We start from the raw sequence: 15,051 nt of genomic DNA on the forward strand, positions 1-15,051 counted from the left end.
CGACGAAGTTCGGCAGCCGAGGATTTTACGGCGTATACTGCGGCACCTTCGCAAATCCATTTCGGGCAACTGGGGCGCCACCACAATGTCTCGTACTCTCGCCGTCGTCTTCTCGACTGCCGTCGCCGCGGTTTCCTTGACGGGCGCAGCCTCCGCCGGCTGCTACAATTGCTACACGCCGCCGCCCTGCACGACCTGCTATCAGCAGCAATATGTGCCGCCGCAATACCGCGCGGTCGACGAGACCGTGATGGTCTCGCCGGGCGCCGTGGTCGCGCACCGCACGCCGGCGCAGTACCGTACCGTGATGGTGCCGCAGACCGTGATGGTCGCGCCCCCGGGCGTCCAGTACGAGCGCATCCCCCCGCAATACGCCACGCGCCAGCGCGTCGAGATGGTCTCGCCGGGCTATTCCTACTACGCCCCGGTCCAGATGGGCTGCGCGTCCTGCGGCTACTGAGCCGACACGGACGAGCATCACGCGGCGCTCCCTCGGGGGCGCCGTTTTCTTTTCCGGTGCTGCTTCAGAGCGCGAACAGGCAGAACTTCCGTGATCGCCGGCACAATCGGATCGTTGACACGGATACGCCCGATCCGCAGGCCGCGGAAACAGCAACGCCGCCTGCTTGAAATATGGCAGGCGGCGTTGCTCCAGCCCCAGGGAGGGAAATGCAAAATCCCCGGTTAAAGGTGGGTCTGCATGGCGCGTGCCAAGGTTCATGTGCCAGCCTGGGACAGCCATCGAGCCGCCGACCCGCTGCGAGTCGACGGCTGTCGGTCGCGTATTCCGGGGATATGCGCACCGTTTCCGTCGGCCGCCGGCGAGGCCGCCTGTTGATCAGTCTCGATGATGCGGCGACGATCTGTTCAAGAACGGGATTGCCTTGTTTCGGCTTGATCATGCGGGAGCGGCGACGCGGTTCAGAACCGGATTGTACGTGTTCGCCTTGCGTTCAACGCCACCATTGGCTAAGTGCTTGAGCCCGCTGACGGGGAAGGGTGGCCGAGTGGTTTAAGGCACCGGTCTTGAAAACCGGCGTGCCCGCAAGGGTACCGTGGGTTCGAATCCCACCCCTTCCGCCAAAAAATCAGCAAGATCAGGTGTTTGAGCTGAGTTCGACCGACCGGAGCACGAGCGAACGTACAATCGTTTCGGTACGGCCAAGATAGCGGTCGATATCGTCGGATGGCTTCTGCCGGTGGTGGTGCTCGCAATCACATCAGGTTGGTCTGGCAAAACGAGCCCGCTTCATAGCCAACCATCAAGGCTACCACCGACCAGCATGCGCGTCTCGAGACGCGCAAGATGCCGTTCATCGGGTATTCAGCGCCTCCGTCATACGTTGTGGGGAGGAGACGGATCATGATCATCAGCGTTGCCGCGGCTGCGCTCGCCCTTCACTTCGGGACCCCGGCGGCACAGGACATTTCACCCGAGATTCAGACTGTCCAATATCATGTCCCCGTTAGGCCGCCACCGTGCGGTCATGGTTGGGATGTGAGCGCCCGTGACGGCATGTGCTATCCAAACGGGTACCTTCCTCCTCAGGAACAGGCTGCGCGGCAGTACTACTATCGCGGTGGTGGAGGCTACGGCAGATATCGTGTTCCCTGTGGTCATGGCGCAGACGTCGATGTTCGAGACGGTCAATGCTACCCCAACGGTACGGTACCGCCGCAGTTTCAGCAGGGTCGACAGGGGTACTATGGCTACGACGACTACGAACGCCGCCCCAGACGCCGCTATTATTGAGAAGCCGCGCCAGCGGTGAACTGGCGGGCCTCGGCTTCAGCTCTTCGTATCAGCGCTCTTCAGCGCATTCCACGCGGCTTGGTTCGCTTGATCGAACGCCTTCCGGGATTCGGCGAGCGCGGCGCTCAGGACCGACCAGGATTCGCTGCCGGCCTGCTTCAGCTTCTGCAGACGTGCTTCCGCTTCGGACGCGTCCGATTTCATCTGCTTGAGTGCGGCATCGACGTCGGCGGTGCGCGCCGTAGTCACTTTGCCCGCGGCCTCGCGGAATTTGTCCGCCGCTTCGCGCCAGGCCTTGGCCTGTGCCGCCGCAACGTCCTTGAACGTGGCCTGCTGCTGCTCGAGCTGTTTGCCAGCGTCTTCGAAGAAGGTCTTCATTTGGGCTTCGAATCCAGCCCATTGCCTTTCGAGATCTGTCTTGGCACTAGCCCAAGCGGCTTCGCCCGCCTCCGCCTGGGTCTTGAGCTGCGCCTGAAACTCATCGCGACGCTTCTTCAGGTCGGACAGGAATTGATCAGTCTTGACCTTGGATTCAGCCTTGGCCTGGCCGGCCTTGACCTCGAAGGAAGCCAATGCGGCATCCATTTCGTCGATCCGCTCCTTGGCCCAGTTGAGGTAAAAATGCATGCTGCTCTGCTGTGACATGGCCGCCTCCGTTGACTTGCGAGGTCAGAATTCCAGAGCTCGGGCTGGCCCGTATTGACCTGTCTCAATGACCTTGTGGTCTGCATTCGGCGCTCTCCGCCTTCGAGATGTCGTTCGCTCAGCTTCAGGAACTTGGTCCCGTCCGGTCTGTTGTTCGAACTCTCGACCACATGGAGAGCATGCTTGGAAGTACCATCATCGGAGAATTCGACCACGCGTCGTGGTGCCGAGCTTGCGGTTGAGCACGTCATGCAGGGATGCGGCAACGGCCTTTGCGCTCCGAACCGCGATCGTGGGAACCCCTTGAGCATCCAAGGTGTTTAGATGCGAATGCGAATTGCGAGGTCCACCTGCTTCAGAGTTCATCGATCCTGATCCCCGGCGACACCGTCTGGCGGCGGTGCGAAGCGCGGCGTGTGGCGGTTCTGAACGATGCTGCCGCTTATTTCGCGGCCCTGCGGGAGACGCTGCTGGAGGCGCAAGATCTCGTCTATATCGTCGGGTGGGACATTCACAGTGAAACCCGGCTGGTCGGAGCTTCCGGACGCACGGATGACGGCTTGCCTGAGGAGCTTGGTCCATTCCTGCGCGCGCTGGTCCAGCGACGTCCCGGCTTGCGCGTCAACATTCTCGTCTGGGACTTTGTCTCGTTTTACGCCTCGGAACGGGAATGGAATTCGGCTGCGAAATTCACCGCCGGCACGGACGGCCGCGTGCGGTTTCATCTGGACGCCACGCTGCCGTTCGGTTCGGCCCAGCACCAGAAGATCGTCTGTATCGATGGCTTGCTGGCGTTCGTCGGCGGGCTGGATCTGACGATCAGGCGCTGGGACACGAGTGATCATCGCGCCGATCTCGCCATGCGCTGCGACCCCCAGCGCAAGCCATACCCGCCGTTTCATGATGTTCAGTGCCTGGTCGACGGGGATGCCGCGGCAGATCTGTTCGACCTCGTGGAGCAGCGCTGGCGTGCAGCCGGTCAACCGGTGGACGTACTGCACGCAGCGGAGGGCAGCGCTTGGCCGGCGAACGTGCCGGTCGAGGCCGAGGACTTGCCGGTCGGTATCGCCAGGACCGAGGTGGTCTGTCCGGCAGGTTCGACCATCAGGGAAGTCGAACGCTCCTTCATTGCGGCGATCCGGTCGGCGACCAGCTTCGTGTACATCGAAAATCAGTTCACCAGCGCGACCAGGATGGCGCGCGAACTGGCGGAGCAGATGCGCCGCGTGCCGTCGCTCCGAGCCCTGATCGTCGCTCCGAAACTGCATTCCTCGTGGCTGGAATCCCAGGCCATGCAAAACGGCCGCGGTGCCTTCATCGACTGCTTCAGCGAGGCCGGCGTGGCCGATCGCATCCGCTTCGTCTACCCGGTCTCGCGCAGCGGGAATAAGGAAGCCGCGGTGATGGTGCACAGCAAGCTCATGATCGTCGATAACAGGATTTTGCGGATCGGTTCGGCCAACCTGAACAACCGGTCGATGGGCGCGGACAGCGAATGTGACTTGATCTTTGAAGCCGCGACCGAGGAGCATCGGGATTTCATCACATCGGTCCGCCGTCGCCTGATCGCCCATTTCTGCGATCTCGATGAGCACGCGATCACAACAAACGAGCATCGACTGTTCGCTCTGCTGGGCGAGCTGTCAAAAGCGCGTGGCGCCAAGGCGTTGCGGAAAGTCGAGTCTTCGGCTCTAACCAGTACGCTGGCTACCTTGGTTCAGCCCGTGGCGGACCCTGAGCTGCCTCTTCATCTGGAGCGCGCGGCATCTCGCATGTGGAGAACGAAGACCTTAATCGGGATCGCCTCGATCGTCGTGGCGCTTCTTGGGCTGGCGCTGGCCTGGTCGTACACATCCTTGAGCGGTTTCGCCGATGAGGGCCGCATTTCGACGCTCCTGTCTGCCTATTCGCAATCCATCTGGGGGCCATTGTTCGCGATCGCAGCGTTTGTCGTCGGCGGGCTGGTCGTGTTTCCGATTCTCGTCCTCATCGCCGCAACTGCGGCCGCACTCGGGCCATGGCTGGGTTTCTTCACTGCAATGGCTGGCGCCTTGCTCAGCGCCCTTGTCCTTTTCTCGATCGGACGGGTACTCGGTCGAGAGCGCCTCCAGCATCTGCTTGGACGACGCGCAGCGCGCATCCAGGAACGCATTGTCGGTAGAGGTATTCTGGCCGTCGTCGTCATCAGGATGATTCCCGTCGCGCCGTACTCGATCGTGAATGTCGTGGCCGGTGCGAGCACGCTGCCGCTTCGCGACTTTATGGTTGGAACGCTGCTGGGTATCACGCCCGGGATTCTCGCCATGGCCGTTCTGGGAGCTCAGATCGCGGATCTGGCCAGGAATGCGTCCTGGAGCAACGTTTTGCTGCTCGCACTGGCGTTTCTGGGCTGGCTCGGGTTCTGCGCGGGCGCGCAATTCCTCGCGACCTGGCTCGCCGGGAGGCGCTGATGGCGCCGATGCGCTTCATGACGTGGAATGTGCACGGCACGTTCAGTCTCAATCCGAAATTCGATCTGGAGGGTGTTTGCTCCATCATTCGCAAATGGTCGCCGGATGTCGTCGCGCTTCAGGAGGTGGATTCCCGATCCCGGTCGGACGATCCGTTTGGGAAGCTCGCGCGTGTGGTCGGCGATCATCGCGTCCACGCCAAGTCGATCGTCACGGAGGATGGTGATTACGGTCAGATGCTCCTGAGCCGCTTTCCGTTCTCCGGTGTGCCGGAGATCGTCGACGTGTCGTATCGGGAGCGGGAGCCACGCCGAGCGATTGCCACGGGATTGCTGACGCCTCTTGGCGACGTCCGCGTGGTCGCCACTCATCTCGGCCTGAGTATCCACGAGCGTTATGCGCAGGCTCAGGCCCTGGTGAGCCTGGTGAAGCCTGGAAGAACTGTCGTCCTCGGCGATTTCAACGACTGGTTCTGGGTGAAATCGGTGCGGCGCGTGCTCGCGCAAGCCTGCCCCAACCGTACGCGGCTGCGAACCTTCCCGGCACGCTTACCCTTGCTTCGGCTCGACCGGATCTATGCAACGCGCGATAGCCGGTTCGGGAAAGTCTGGACCGACGACGAGGCGAGGGCCTATTCGGACCATTTGCCTGTGATCGCGGACATCGAGATCTGATTTGCCGGCGCGCCCGTTTCATTTCTCCTCTCGCCGTGGCCCAAAAAGGGGAACCCGGTCAGACGATGTTCCGAGGGATGAACGGGCTCTTGCGCCCTTGAAAAAGCGTTGCGGCAGCAGGACTTATCTGCTGTGCATGGGGTTGTTTTCGCAAATCTTCATGGATGGGCCTATGCCCTTCAACGGGACCATACGGAACTTCTGCCTTGCCGCCGCGTTCATTCGGCATGACTGAAGACCTTTCCTTTCGACGCAAACCCCTGACCCCCGAACAGCGCCAGGCGCGCGATGCGGCGCGCCGGATCGAGGCCGAGAAGGCCATGCGCGATCACGAGGCGGCGCAGAAGGCGTTTTACGCCAACAAGGAACGGCTGAGGGCCGAGCGCCTGGCGCGTGAAGCGGCGGCGCCGAAGGGCTGAGCGGACGCGCTTGCTGCCCAATCCTTGAATCTTTTCTCCTTTCTCCCGGCGGCCTTTTTGTCCGCTTGTGTCGCTTGGACACTCAGGGCCAGCTCAGCGTCAGGACGGCCTCTGCCAAGGCCCGCGGCGCGACGCTTCGGCCGCGCTGCGACAAACGTCGGCGACCTTCAGCAGTTCGTTTCTACGCATCGCCGGCCTGGCCGGGTTGATTGGCGCGGGGCTGGTGCGTCCCGTGCACCCGCGTGCATCGGCAGGCTTGACGCCGTTCGGCTTCCGGGAGGAAGCTTCAAATGATCCCAAACTGACCTGAAGCACGGAGACCTTCGCTCCCAGCAAGTCCGATCCTCATCAGCGAAACCAAAATGGAGCTGACCATGACCACGTTCGACAAGCGCGAGCAGGGCTTTGAAGCCAAATTCGCTCACGACGAGGAGTTCATGTTCAAGGCCACCGCGCGGTCCAACAAGCTGCTCGGGCTGTGGGCCGCAGGCCAGCTCGGGCTCAGCGGGGATGCCGCCGCAGGCTACGCGACCGCGCTGGTGACGGACCACCTGGAGAGCCGGACGATCAACGATATCGTCGGCAAGGTGTCGGGCGATCTCGCAGACAAGGGCGTCGCGCGCGAGCAGGTCGCTCTGAAGCTTCAGGAGTGCCTGCATCTGGCGCTGGCGCAGCTCGAAGCAGACAAGCAGTGAGACCGGCGACCATCACGGGACGACCGGAAGCTGGAGGTGGGGAGTGTCTCGGAGCGGCCTTAGCAAGTGGTCCGGCGCAGTCGCGTGCGCGGGCGCCATGCTGGTTGGTGCAGGCGGCGCCGAGGTCTCGGCGACGCCGCTGACGCCGTTTCGCTACGAGGCGCAGGCGCAGCGTCATTGCCCGCATGACAGGGTGGTCTGGCTCGACTTCAGGAAGGGCGTCTACTACCGCAAGGGTCAGAAGCGCTATGGCCAGGGATTTGACGGCAGCTTCGTCTGCCTGAGCGAGGCGCGGGGCGGCTTCTATCGCCGCTCACTGTTGGGTCTGCGCTGAGCGGCACGTGATCCAGGCTTGCCGACGCGCCGGCTATTTCTGCGCCGGCAGCTTGATCGGCACGTGCTGGCAGGTGCTGATGATCCGGGGACTTCCATCCGGATAGGTACGGTCGCCGCGGATCAAGGATTCCAGGACCAGGAAGAATTTCTCGGCAAGCATCTGCGTCACCCTCGTTGGTGATGGCTCTCCCAATTGGTCGAGGCGCCGAACGCAGAAATTCAATCAACTGAATGGGAGCGGGACAGTGGCGCTTGCCGCGCCGCGGTGCAGCGATGTCGTAGATCGGGAAGCAAGGCCCTCAGGCAAATGCCAGGGCCACGAGGCTCGAGCAGAGCAGCACCAGGCCGCCCGCGGTCAATGCCAGGAAACCATCGGATACGAGGTCATGGTTGCGCATGGGACACCTGCTGCTCTCGTCTACGATGCTCGGTCGGATCCATCAAAATCGTCCGAACGGGCCGCCTTGAAAGAGGTGACGCTTACCGCCCGCGCGAGTGCCTTCAGGCCCTCGTGCGGTAACCTTCGAACGCATGGGCCAGGAAGATCCCCGCGCTTACCAGACCCATCAGTGCCGAAACCGTCTCGATCATCGTTAAATTCCAATCCGCCCCTGCCAGCCGAGAAAACGCGTGCGGCCTTGCACAGTCAAAAGAATTTCGGTGAGCGCCGCGACAATCGGGGTGGGGTGAGGATTTGGCGCAACAGCTTGTCCAGCGGTGGCACAGAGCAGGGCGCCCAGGTTCCGTAGATCAGCGGGAGAAGCGAACCCGCCGTTTACCATGCCGGCGTGATCGGTGTGGGCTCCCCATTTCCGCCGTGTTCGGGTTGCGTTATCCTTACTACTTCCGACGCGGTGGTGGGCCGCCTTGGAATCACAGGACCGGATAGCGCTCTCCGTTGCCAAAGCGGGTTGGGTACGCCTCCGGCGGAATGGTATTTTGGGGCGCATGGGGATCCGACGGTCAGATTCGGTTTTGCGGGCCGCGCGTGGTGTTGCGGCGGTCGCGACCTGCATCGCGCTCGCCAATTGCGCCTCGTCCAACAAATTCGCCAGCCGCGTCGATCCGAAATACGGCGTGTCGTCGAGCCCGCGAGTGGTGGCCTGGGGCGAACCGGTCCCGAAGGGCGGCGGCACCTACCGTGTCGGCAAGCCCTATGTCGTGGCGGGCCGGACCTACGTGCCGGAGGAGGACGTCAACTACCGCGCCGAGGGCATGGCGTCCTGGTACGGCGATGATTTCCACGGCCGCTTGACCGCCAACGGCGAAGTGTTCGACATGACCTCGCTGACCGCGGCGCATCCGACCCTGCCGATGCCGTCCTATGCCCGGGTGACCAATATCTCGAACGGCAAGTCGCTGATCGTCCGTGTCAATGACCGCGGGCCCTATCACGGCAATCGCCTCATCGACGTCTCGAACAAGGCTGCCGAACTCCTTGAATTCAAAGGCAATGGTGTCGCCAAGGTCCGCGTCGAATATGTCGGCCGGGCGCCGCTTGAAGGCTCCGACGACCGCCAGCTGATGGCCACTTTGCGCACCGGCGTTCCGGCACCGTCGCCCTCGATGGTCCGTGTCGCTTCGGCAAAGCCGTTCGTGCCGGAGCTGCCGTCATCGAGCCGCGGCTCCATCCGCGGCGAGGTCCCGATGCCGGAAGGACGCCCCTACAATCTCGGCAACACCTCGGCCGACATGGCATCGCTCAATGCGACCTCGGAAATGTCGGCCTCGAGCCGCGGCCGGGGCCGGCCGCTCCAGAACGCCCGCGCGGTGTCCTATGACGAGGACCGCCGCTACCTCGCCGAGGGCGCGCCCTCATCGGATGGCGCCGCCGAGGCGCGCAACATCCTGAGCGGCCGCGGGCTCTACTGAGCCGCGCTCGCCGTCAGGAATTTCACCAGCGCCGCGTTCACCTCATGGGGCCGCTCCTGCTGCACCCAATGGCCGGCGCCCTCGAGGATCAGCCTGCCCTTGAGATTGGGCAGCACCCGCTCGAGTTCGTTGACGCGCTTGGCGCCGATCAGGCCGGTGATCACGGCGTCTTTTGAGCCTGCGATAAAGAGGGAAGGCTGGTCGATCTGTGCGTCCTGCCAGGGCGCGGTCAGCTCCCAGTTGCGGTCGATGTTGCGGTACCAGTTCAGCCCGCCGCGGAAGCCGGACTTGCGGAAGGCTTCGGTGAAATAGGCCAGATCAGTCTCGCTGAGCCAGCCGGGCAGCGGCTGCTCGGCGCCCGCATGGCCGAGAAAGCCCTTGTCCTCCTGCACGAACATGGCCGCGGTGGGATCGGCGAGGCCACGTCCGCCGAGCACGATGCGCATGGTGCGGGCGACGTCGCGCTCAAGCTCGGCCTCGGCGACGCCCGGTGTTTGGAAATACTGCCAATAGAAATTGGTCACGCCACCCTGGCGCAACAAATCGAGCGGCCTGCCGCGCCCGCGGAACGGTGGCGGCACGCTGAGGCCCGCGACCGCCGTGAAGATGTCGGGCCGGAACAGTGCCGCGTGCCAGGCGACCGGGGCGCCCCAATCGTGGCCGACCACCATCGCCCTGGTCTCGCCGAGCGCCTGGACGAGGCCGACCACGTCACCGACCGTATCGAAGATCGAGTAGGCCGCAACATCGGGCGGCGCCGCGCTTTGGCCGTAGCCGCGCATGTCGGGCGCGACGACGTGAAACCCGGCCTCGGCGAGCGCGGGGATCTGGTGGCGCCAGGAGTAGGACAGTTCCGGCCAGCCATGGCAAAGCACCACCAGCGGTCCCTGGCCGGCTTCGCGGACGAACAGCTCGACCCCGTTGGCCTTGATCATGCGGGTTGAGGACATTCGCTTTTCCGCCTTGTTTCAGGGGTTTGGTCGGGAAATATGAGATGCCACGATAGGGGCGCGAGGAGAATCGTGCAATCTCACGGGCAAGCATCCAACCGCGTGTTGTTCGCATCTGTTCCAGCTGTTAGAACGCCTCCCTCAGGGCTTCGCCATGGCATTTCGTCTTCCTTTGCTTCGTCGCAACCGGCTCACCGCCGGCAGGCTGGTGCGCGGGCTGATCGCTGCGGCCCTGGTGGCGGGGATCGGCTGGGGCGGGGCGCTCTATGCCGCCAACCAGAGCGTCCAGGGCGCCAAGAAAGCGGAAGAGGCCGGATTCGATGGCGATGCCCCGACTGCGATCCTGATCGAAGCCTCCAGCGGCAGCGTGCTGTTCGAGAAGAACGCCGACGAGCTGCGCGCGCCCTCGAGCATGATGAAGCTGATGACCGCGGAGGTCGTCTTCAATGCGATCAAGAAAGGCGACATCAAGCTGACGGACGAGTACCGGATCAGCGAGAACGCCTGGCGCCGGGGCGGCGCGCCCTCGGGCGGCTCGACCATGTTCGCGGCCATCAACAGCAAGGTCTCGGTCGACGATCTCCTGCACGGCGCGATCATCCAGAGCGGCAATGACGCCTGCATCGCGCTTGCCGAGGCCATGGCGGGCAATGAGCGGATCTTTGCTGCCGATTTCATGACCAAGCGCGCACGCGAACTCGGTCTCACCAGATCGACCTTCGCCAATTCCAACGGCTTGCCCGACCCCGGCAACAAGATGACGGTGCGCGAGCTCGGCATGCTCGCCCGTCATATCATTCTCGACTTTCCCGACTTCTACAAACTGTTCGGCGAGAAGGAGTTCACCTGGAACAAGATCCGCCAGTTCAACCGCAATCCGCTGCTCAATTCGATGGAAGGCGCTGACGGTCTCAAGACCGGCTACACCAAGGAAGGCGGCTATGGCATGGTGGGCTCGGCCGTGCAGAACGGCACGCGGCTGATCGTCGTCGTCAATGGCCTCGAAGACCCCGAGGATCGCGCCACGGAAGCCAAGAAGATGCTGGAATGGGGCTTCCGCAATTTCGAGACCCGCATCCTGTTCGCGGCGGAGCAGCCGGTCGGTTACGCCAAGGTGTTCGGCGGCGAGAGCCGCTCGGTCAAGCTCGTCGCCAGGACGCCGGTGAAGGTGATGGTGCACAAGAACGGCAGCGACAAGTTGATTGCGCGCATCGTCTATAGCGGTCCGGTGCGCGCGCCGATCGAGGCCGGCCAGCGGGTCGGCGTGGTCAGGGTCTGGCGCAGCGGCAACATCGCGGTCGAGACGCCGGTCTATGCGGCGGAAGCGATCGGAACCGGTTCGACCATGCGCCGCGCGATCGACGGTGCCAGCGAGCTCGTGATCGGCATGTTCCGCGCAGGCGCCGAGAAGCTCTGATCATGAGTGAGAGTGCGGTACAACGGCCGTCCGGACGTGGACGCTTCATCACCTTTGAAGGCGGCGAGGGCGCGGGCAAGTCGACCCAGATCAAGAAGCTCGCTGACCGCCTCAAGGCGGCAAAGCTGCGCATCCGGGTCACGCGTGAGCCGGGCGGCTCGCCAGGCGCTGAGATCATGCGTCACCTGGTGCTGTCGGGTATGGGCAAGCTGCTCGGCCCTGAGGCGGAGACGCTGCTTTTTGCCGCCGCGCGCGATGACCATGTCCGCACCGTGATCCTGCCTGCGCTCAACCAGGGCACCTGGGTGCTCTGCGACCGTTTCGCCGACTCGACTCGGGCCTATCAGGGCAGCCTCGGCCGCGTTCCCGAGGGCCTGATCAACGCCATGCAAAGGGTCACGATCGGCGATCTCAAGCCTGATCTCACCATCATCCTCGATTTGCCGGTCGAGATTGGCCTGCAACGCGCTGCCGCGCGCCGCGGCAGCGACACGCCTGACAGGTTCGAGGCCGAGAAGCTCAGCTTCCACGAGGGCCTCCGCGAAGCCTATCGCAAGATCGCGGCGGACGAGCCCGCGCGCTGCGTGCTGATTGACGCCAATTCCGATCCTGACACGGTCGCAGCCCGAATCTGGACGGCGCTGCGCGATCGTCTTCTTCCCACGCCGGCTTCGGTGATTTCGGCATGAGCCCGCGTCAGGCCGAACGCGAAACCGCCATTCCCCATCCGCGTGAAACATCGCGGCTGTTTGGCCATCGAGAGGCCGAGGCCGCGTTGCTGGCGGCCTATCGCAGCGGGCGCATTCCACATGCCTGGCTGATCGGCGGGCCGCAAGGCATCGGCAAGGCAACGCTGGCCTACCGCATGGCGCGCTTCGTGCTCGCTCATTCTCAGCCGCTCGCGTCCGCCGTGCAGCGCGCCGAGAACCTTGCGAGCGATCCTGACGACGCGGTCGCGCGGCAGGTGGCCGCCGGCTCGCATGGTGGCCTGCTGGCGCTGGAGCGAACCGCCAATGATCGCGGCGTGATGCGCACCGTGATCACTGTGGACGAGACGCGCGAGACGATTGCGTTCTTCGGCTCGACCGCGGCAGCCGAAGGCTGGCGCGTCTGCATCGTCGACACCGTCGACGAGCTCAATCCAAACGCGGCCAATGCGCTTCTGAAGATCCTCGAGGAGCCGCCCCAGCAATCGCTATTCCTTCTGGTGAGCCACGCGCCCGCGCGTGTGCTCGCCACGATCCAGTCACGCTGCCGCAAGCTGCGCCTGCGGCCGCTCGCCACGGATGACGTGATCGCGGCCACAGCTTCGGCGGCCGAGCTCGATCCGAACGATCCCGCGCTGCGCGAGGCGGCCGAGGCCTCCGAGGGAAGCGTCGCACGGGCGCTGACGCTGCTCGGCGGCGACGCCCTGAAACTTCAACAGCGCACGGCAGCGCTGCTCGCGCGCCTGCCGCAGGTCGATCCACGCGAATTGCACACGCTCGGCGATTCGCTCGGCACCAGCGACCGCGTCGCGCTTGCCGCCTTCATCGACGGCATCGACCGCTGGATCGCGGAGCGGCTGCATGCGGATGAGGCCAATGCCAACCAGAACCTGCCGCGCCTTGCGCGCCTAGCTGAGGTATGGGAAAAGATCGTCCGCGCCGCGCGCGACACCGAAACCTACAATCTGGAGCGCAAGCCCTTGGTCTTCTCGGTGTTTGGCTGGCTGGCGGACGCAACGCGCTAGAGCATGATCCGGAAAAGTGTGGAGCGGTTTTCCGAAAAGATCATGCGCAAAACAACAACCTAACGCAGGTTCGTTTCCAGATTTCGGACAGGCCGGTAAAGGAATTCGTGGTGGCAACGCGAGCTAAGAAGACCGTCAAAGGCAAGAGCAGCAAGAAGAAGTCTGCCAAGAAGGCCGTGAAGACCGTGAAGGCGCGCCCGGCCAAAGCCGCCAAAAAGACCAAGAAGTCCAAGAAGGCCGCCGCCAGGAAGGGCGTGACGAAGAGCGCTGCAAAGACCACGAAGAAGGCCGGCAAAAAGGCCGCGAAGGGGCAGGTCGTCGCCAAGAAGGCTTCGAAGAAATCAGCTGTCAACAAGCCGGCAAAGGCTCCGGCAAGGGCTCCGGCGAAGAAGGTTGCGAAGAAGGCGGCTGCACCTGCCGTGACCGCCGCGCCGTCTCCTGTCGTCACGCCGCCGAGGGCTGTGACGCCCAAGGTATCGAAACCCAAGAGCCCGCGTGCGCCGAAGCCGGTCGCTGCACCTGCCGTGACTGCCGCGCCCGTTACCGCCCCCGCGCGCGACAACGTCTTCTACATCACGACCGCGATCGCCTATCCCAATGGCAGCCCGCATATCGGTCACGCCTATGAGGCGATCGCGACCGACGCGCTGGCGCGCTTTGCGCGGCTCGACGGCAAGGATGTGTTCTTCCTGACCGGCACCGACGAGCACGGTCAGAAAATGGTTCAGACCGCGGCCGGGGAGGGCATGTCCGCCGCCGCGCTCGCGACCCGCAATGCCGGCCGCTTCAAGGAGATGGACGAGCGTCTGAACGTGTCGTTCGACCGCTTCATCCGCACCACCGAGGAGCAGCATCACCGCTCCAGCCAGGAGATCTGGCGGCGCATGGAAGCGAACGGCGACATCTATGCCGACACCTATTCGGGCTGGTACTCGGTCCGTGACGAGGCCTATTACGCCGAGGATGAGACGCGCGTGAACGACGACGGCGTGCGCTTGGGCCCGCAGGGTACGCCGGTCGAATGGGTCGAGGAGAAGAGCTATTTCTTCCGCCTGTCGGCGTACCAGGACAGGCTGCTCAAGCTCTACGCGGACCACCCTGATTTCATAGGTCCGGACTCCCGTAAGAACGAGGTGGTGAGCTTCGTCAGGGGCGGCTTGCGCGATCTCTCGATCTCGCGCACCACCTTCGATTGGGGCGTGAAGGTGCCCGGCGACGAAGGACACGTGATGTATGTCTGGGTCGACGCGCTGACTAACTACATCACCGGCGTCGGCTTTCCCGATGAGAGCGACAGGAACTGGCGCTACTGGCCGGCGGACGTGCACATCATCGGCAAGGACATCATCCGCTTCCATGCGGTGTATTGGCCGGCCTTCCTCCTGTCGGCCGGAATCCGGCTGCCGAGGCGGGTCTATGCCCACGGCTTCCTGTTCAGCAGGGGCGAGAAGATGTCGAAGTCGGTCGGCAACGTCGTCGATCCCTTCAATCTCGCCGACCAGTACGGCGTCGACCAGATGCGCTATTTCTTCCTGCGCGAGGTGCCGTTCGGCCAGGACGGCAACTACAATCACGAGGCCATCGTGGCGCGCATCAATGCCGATCTCGCCAACGACCTCGGCAACCTCGCGCAGCGCTCGCTCTCGATGATCGCCAAGCAGTTCGGCGGCGTGCTGCCCGAGCCCGGGGACTTCAGCGACAACGACAAGGCGATGCTGGCAATGGCCGACGGCATGATCGCTGCGTCGCGCGAGGCCATGGCGACGCAGCAGATCCATCAATGGCTCAACGCGGTCTGGGCCGTGGTCGCGGAGGCCAACCGCTATTTCGCGGGCGAGGCGCCGTGGGCGCTCGCGAAGACGGATCCTGCAAGGCAGAAGACGGTGCTCTACGTCACCGCCGAAGTCGTGCGCCAGATCGCGATCCTGGCTCAGCCCGCGATGCCGACCGCCTTAGCCAAGCTGCTCGACAGCCTCGGCATCCCCGAGACCGAGCGCGGTTTTGCCATGCTCGGCGGTGCCAGGCGCATCGCGCCCGGTTCGACGCTGCCCGCGCCGACGCCGGCGTTCCCGCGCTACGTCGAGCCGGCGGCCTGAAGGCGCTCGCGT

Annotated in this window: 14 protein-coding genes and 1 tRNA gene; 12 read left to right on the forward strand and 3 right to left on the reverse strand. The window is 64.0% G+C overall.

The annotated features are described in order from the left end of the window. Window positions 1-85: 85 nt before the first annotated feature. Together IVB23_RS01270 and IVB23_RS01275 are read left to right on the forward strand one after the other, a co-directional pair. Window positions 86-460 carry a hypothetical protein gene (locus IVB23_RS01270; protein WP_247802267.1) on the forward strand — a complete coding sequence of 125 codons (375 nt, stop codon included), beginning with the start codon at window positions 86-88 and terminating at the stop codon, window positions 458-460. 533 nt (window positions 461-993) lie between these two features. After that, window positions 994-1,083: transfer RNA gene (locus IVB23_RS01275), tRNA-Ser, on the forward strand. A 706-nt stretch (window positions 1,084-1,789) separates the two neighbouring features. Here the strand turns inward: IVB23_RS01275 and IVB23_RS01280 are convergent. Then, entirely contained in the window at window positions 1,790-2,398 is a 609-nt protein-coding gene (locus IVB23_RS01280; protein WP_247802268.1) for a hypothetical protein, read from the reverse strand. Between the two features lie 416 nt (window positions 2,399-2,814). Here IVB23_RS01280 and IVB23_RS01285 point away from each other — a divergent pair, with 416 nt between their 5' ends. From IVB23_RS01285 to IVB23_RS01305, 5 genes are all read left to right on the forward strand, one after another. Continuing rightward, window positions 2,815-4,848: a VTT domain-containing protein gene (locus IVB23_RS01285; protein WP_247802269.1), complete on the forward strand. Its 2,034-nt coding sequence runs from the start codon at window positions 2,815-2,817 to the stop codon at window positions 4,846-4,848. Then, on the forward strand, window positions 4,848-5,522 hold the full coding sequence (locus IVB23_RS01290; RefSeq protein WP_247802270.1) for an endonuclease/exonuclease/phosphatase family protein: 675 nt from the start codon (window positions 4,848-4,850) through the stop codon (window positions 5,520-5,522). The genes IVB23_RS01285 and IVB23_RS01290 overlap by 1 nt, the downstream gene beginning before the upstream one ends. 227 nt (window positions 5,523-5,749) lie before the next feature. Continuing rightward, complete coding sequence (locus tag IVB23_RS01295) at window positions 5,750-5,941, forward strand: hypothetical protein (RefSeq protein WP_061881641.1); 192 nt, start codon at window positions 5,750-5,752, stop codon at window positions 5,939-5,941. A 374-nt stretch (window positions 5,942-6,315) separates the two neighbouring features. After that, window positions 6,316-6,636, forward strand: a complete 321-nt coding sequence (locus IVB23_RS01300) for a DUF1476 domain-containing protein (RefSeq protein WP_247802271.1) — start codon at window positions 6,316-6,318, stop codon at window positions 6,634-6,636. A 97-nt stretch (window positions 6,637-6,733) separates the two neighbouring features. Further along, window positions 6,734-6,970 carry a hypothetical protein gene (locus IVB23_RS01305; RefSeq protein WP_210343316.1) on the forward strand — a complete coding sequence of 79 codons (237 nt, stop codon included), beginning with the start codon at window positions 6,734-6,736 and terminating at the stop codon, window positions 6,968-6,970. Between the two features lie 33 nt (window positions 6,971-7,003). Here the strand turns inward: IVB23_RS01305 and IVB23_RS39320 are convergent, their stop codons facing one another. Then, window positions 7,004-7,132 carry a hypothetical protein gene (locus IVB23_RS39320; protein ID WP_256469072.1) on the reverse strand — a complete coding sequence of 43 codons (129 nt, stop codon included), beginning with the start codon at window positions 7,130-7,132 and terminating at the stop codon, window positions 7,004-7,006. A 788-nt stretch (window positions 7,133-7,920) separates the two neighbouring features. On the opposite strand from IVB23_RS39320, the gene IVB23_RS01310 reads away from it, so the two are divergent. Next, complete coding sequence (locus tag IVB23_RS01310; protein ID WP_247802272.1) at window positions 7,921-8,844, forward strand: septal ring lytic transglycosylase RlpA family protein; 924 nt, start codon at window positions 7,921-7,923, stop codon at window positions 8,842-8,844. Here the strand turns inward: IVB23_RS01310 and IVB23_RS01315 are convergent. Then, a complete protein-coding gene (locus tag IVB23_RS01315; RefSeq protein ID WP_247802273.1) occupies window positions 8,838-9,794 on the reverse strand; it encodes an alpha/beta hydrolase in 957 nt (318 codons plus the stop codon). The genes IVB23_RS01310 and IVB23_RS01315 overlap by 7 nt on opposite strands. A 154-nt stretch (window positions 9,795-9,948) precedes the next feature. Between IVB23_RS01315 and IVB23_RS01320 the strand changes: the two genes are divergently transcribed. The 4 genes from IVB23_RS01320 (at window position 9,949) to metG (ending at window position 15,039) form a co-directional block, all read left to right on the forward strand. Beyond that, window positions 9,949-11,211: a D-alanyl-D-alanine carboxypeptidase family protein gene (locus IVB23_RS01320; protein WP_247802274.1), complete on the forward strand. Its 1,263-nt coding sequence runs from the start codon at window positions 9,949-9,951 to the stop codon at window positions 11,209-11,211. Between the two features lie 2 nt (window positions 11,212-11,213). Continuing rightward, on the forward strand, window positions 11,214-11,900 hold the full coding sequence (gene tmk, locus IVB23_RS01325) for a dTMP kinase (RefSeq protein WP_061881634.1): 687 nt from the start codon (window positions 11,214-11,216) through the stop codon (window positions 11,898-11,900). Further along, on the forward strand, window positions 11,897-12,943 hold the full coding sequence (locus IVB23_RS01330) for a DNA polymerase III subunit delta' (protein WP_061881633.1): 1,047 nt from the start codon (window positions 11,897-11,899) through the stop codon (window positions 12,941-12,943). Before tmk ends, IVB23_RS01330 begins: the two co-directional genes overlap by 4 nt. Before the next feature lie 110 nt (window positions 12,944-13,053). Next, entirely contained in the window at window positions 13,054-15,039 is a 1,986-nt protein-coding gene (metG, locus tag IVB23_RS01335) for a methionine--tRNA ligase (protein ID WP_247802275.1), read from the forward strand. Window positions 15,040-15,051: the final 12 nt, after the last annotated feature.

This window comes from Bradyrhizobium sp. 191, assembly GCF_023100985.1.
GTDB classification, from domain to species: Bacteria; Pseudomonadota; Alphaproteobacteria; order Rhizobiales; family Xanthobacteraceae; genus Bradyrhizobium; species Bradyrhizobium diversitatis.

Excerpts from the sequence above, each read along its gene's own strand:
- IVB23_RS01290 (WP_247802270.1), top strand. The coding sequence starts at position 4,848 with ATGGCGCCGATGCGCTTCATGACGTGGAATGTGCACGGCACGTTCAGT.
- tmk (WP_061881634.1), top strand. The coding sequence starts at position 11,214 with ATGAGTGAGAGTGCGGTACAACGGCCGTCCGGACGTGGACGCTTCATC.
- IVB23_RS01315 (WP_247802273.1), bottom strand. The coding sequence starts at position 9,794 with ATGTCCTCAACCCGCATGATCAAGGCCAACGGGGTCGAGCTGTTCGTC.
- IVB23_RS01295 (WP_061881641.1), top strand. The coding sequence starts at position 5,750 with ATGACTGAAGACCTTTCCTTTCGACGCAAACCCCTGACCCCCGAACAG.
- IVB23_RS01310 (WP_247802272.1), top strand. The coding sequence starts at position 7,921 with ATGGGGATCCGACGGTCAGATTCGGTTTTGCGGGCCGCGCGTGGTGTT.
- IVB23_RS01320 (WP_247802274.1), top strand. The coding sequence starts at position 9,949 with ATGGCATTTCGTCTTCCTTTGCTTCGTCGCAACCGGCTCACCGCCGGC.
- IVB23_RS01270 (WP_247802267.1), top strand. The coding sequence starts at position 86 with ATGTCTCGTACTCTCGCCGTCGTCTTCTCGACTGCCGTCGCCGCGGTT.
- IVB23_RS01280 (WP_247802268.1), bottom strand. The coding sequence starts at position 2,398 with ATGTCACAGCAGAGCAGCATGCATTTTTACCTCAACTGGGCCAAGGAG.
- IVB23_RS01330 (WP_061881633.1), top strand. The coding sequence starts at position 11,897 with ATGAGCCCGCGTCAGGCCGAACGCGAAACCGCCATTCCCCATCCGCGT.
- IVB23_RS01300 (WP_247802271.1), top strand. The coding sequence starts at position 6,316 with ATGACCACGTTCGACAAGCGCGAGCAGGGCTTTGAAGCCAAATTCGCT.
- IVB23_RS01305 (WP_210343316.1), top strand. The coding sequence starts at position 6,734 with ATGCTGGTTGGTGCAGGCGGCGCCGAGGTCTCGGCGACGCCGCTGACG.
- IVB23_RS39320 (WP_256469072.1), bottom strand. The coding sequence starts at position 7,132 with ATGCTTGCCGAGAAATTCTTCCTGGTCCTGGAATCCTTGATCCGCGGC.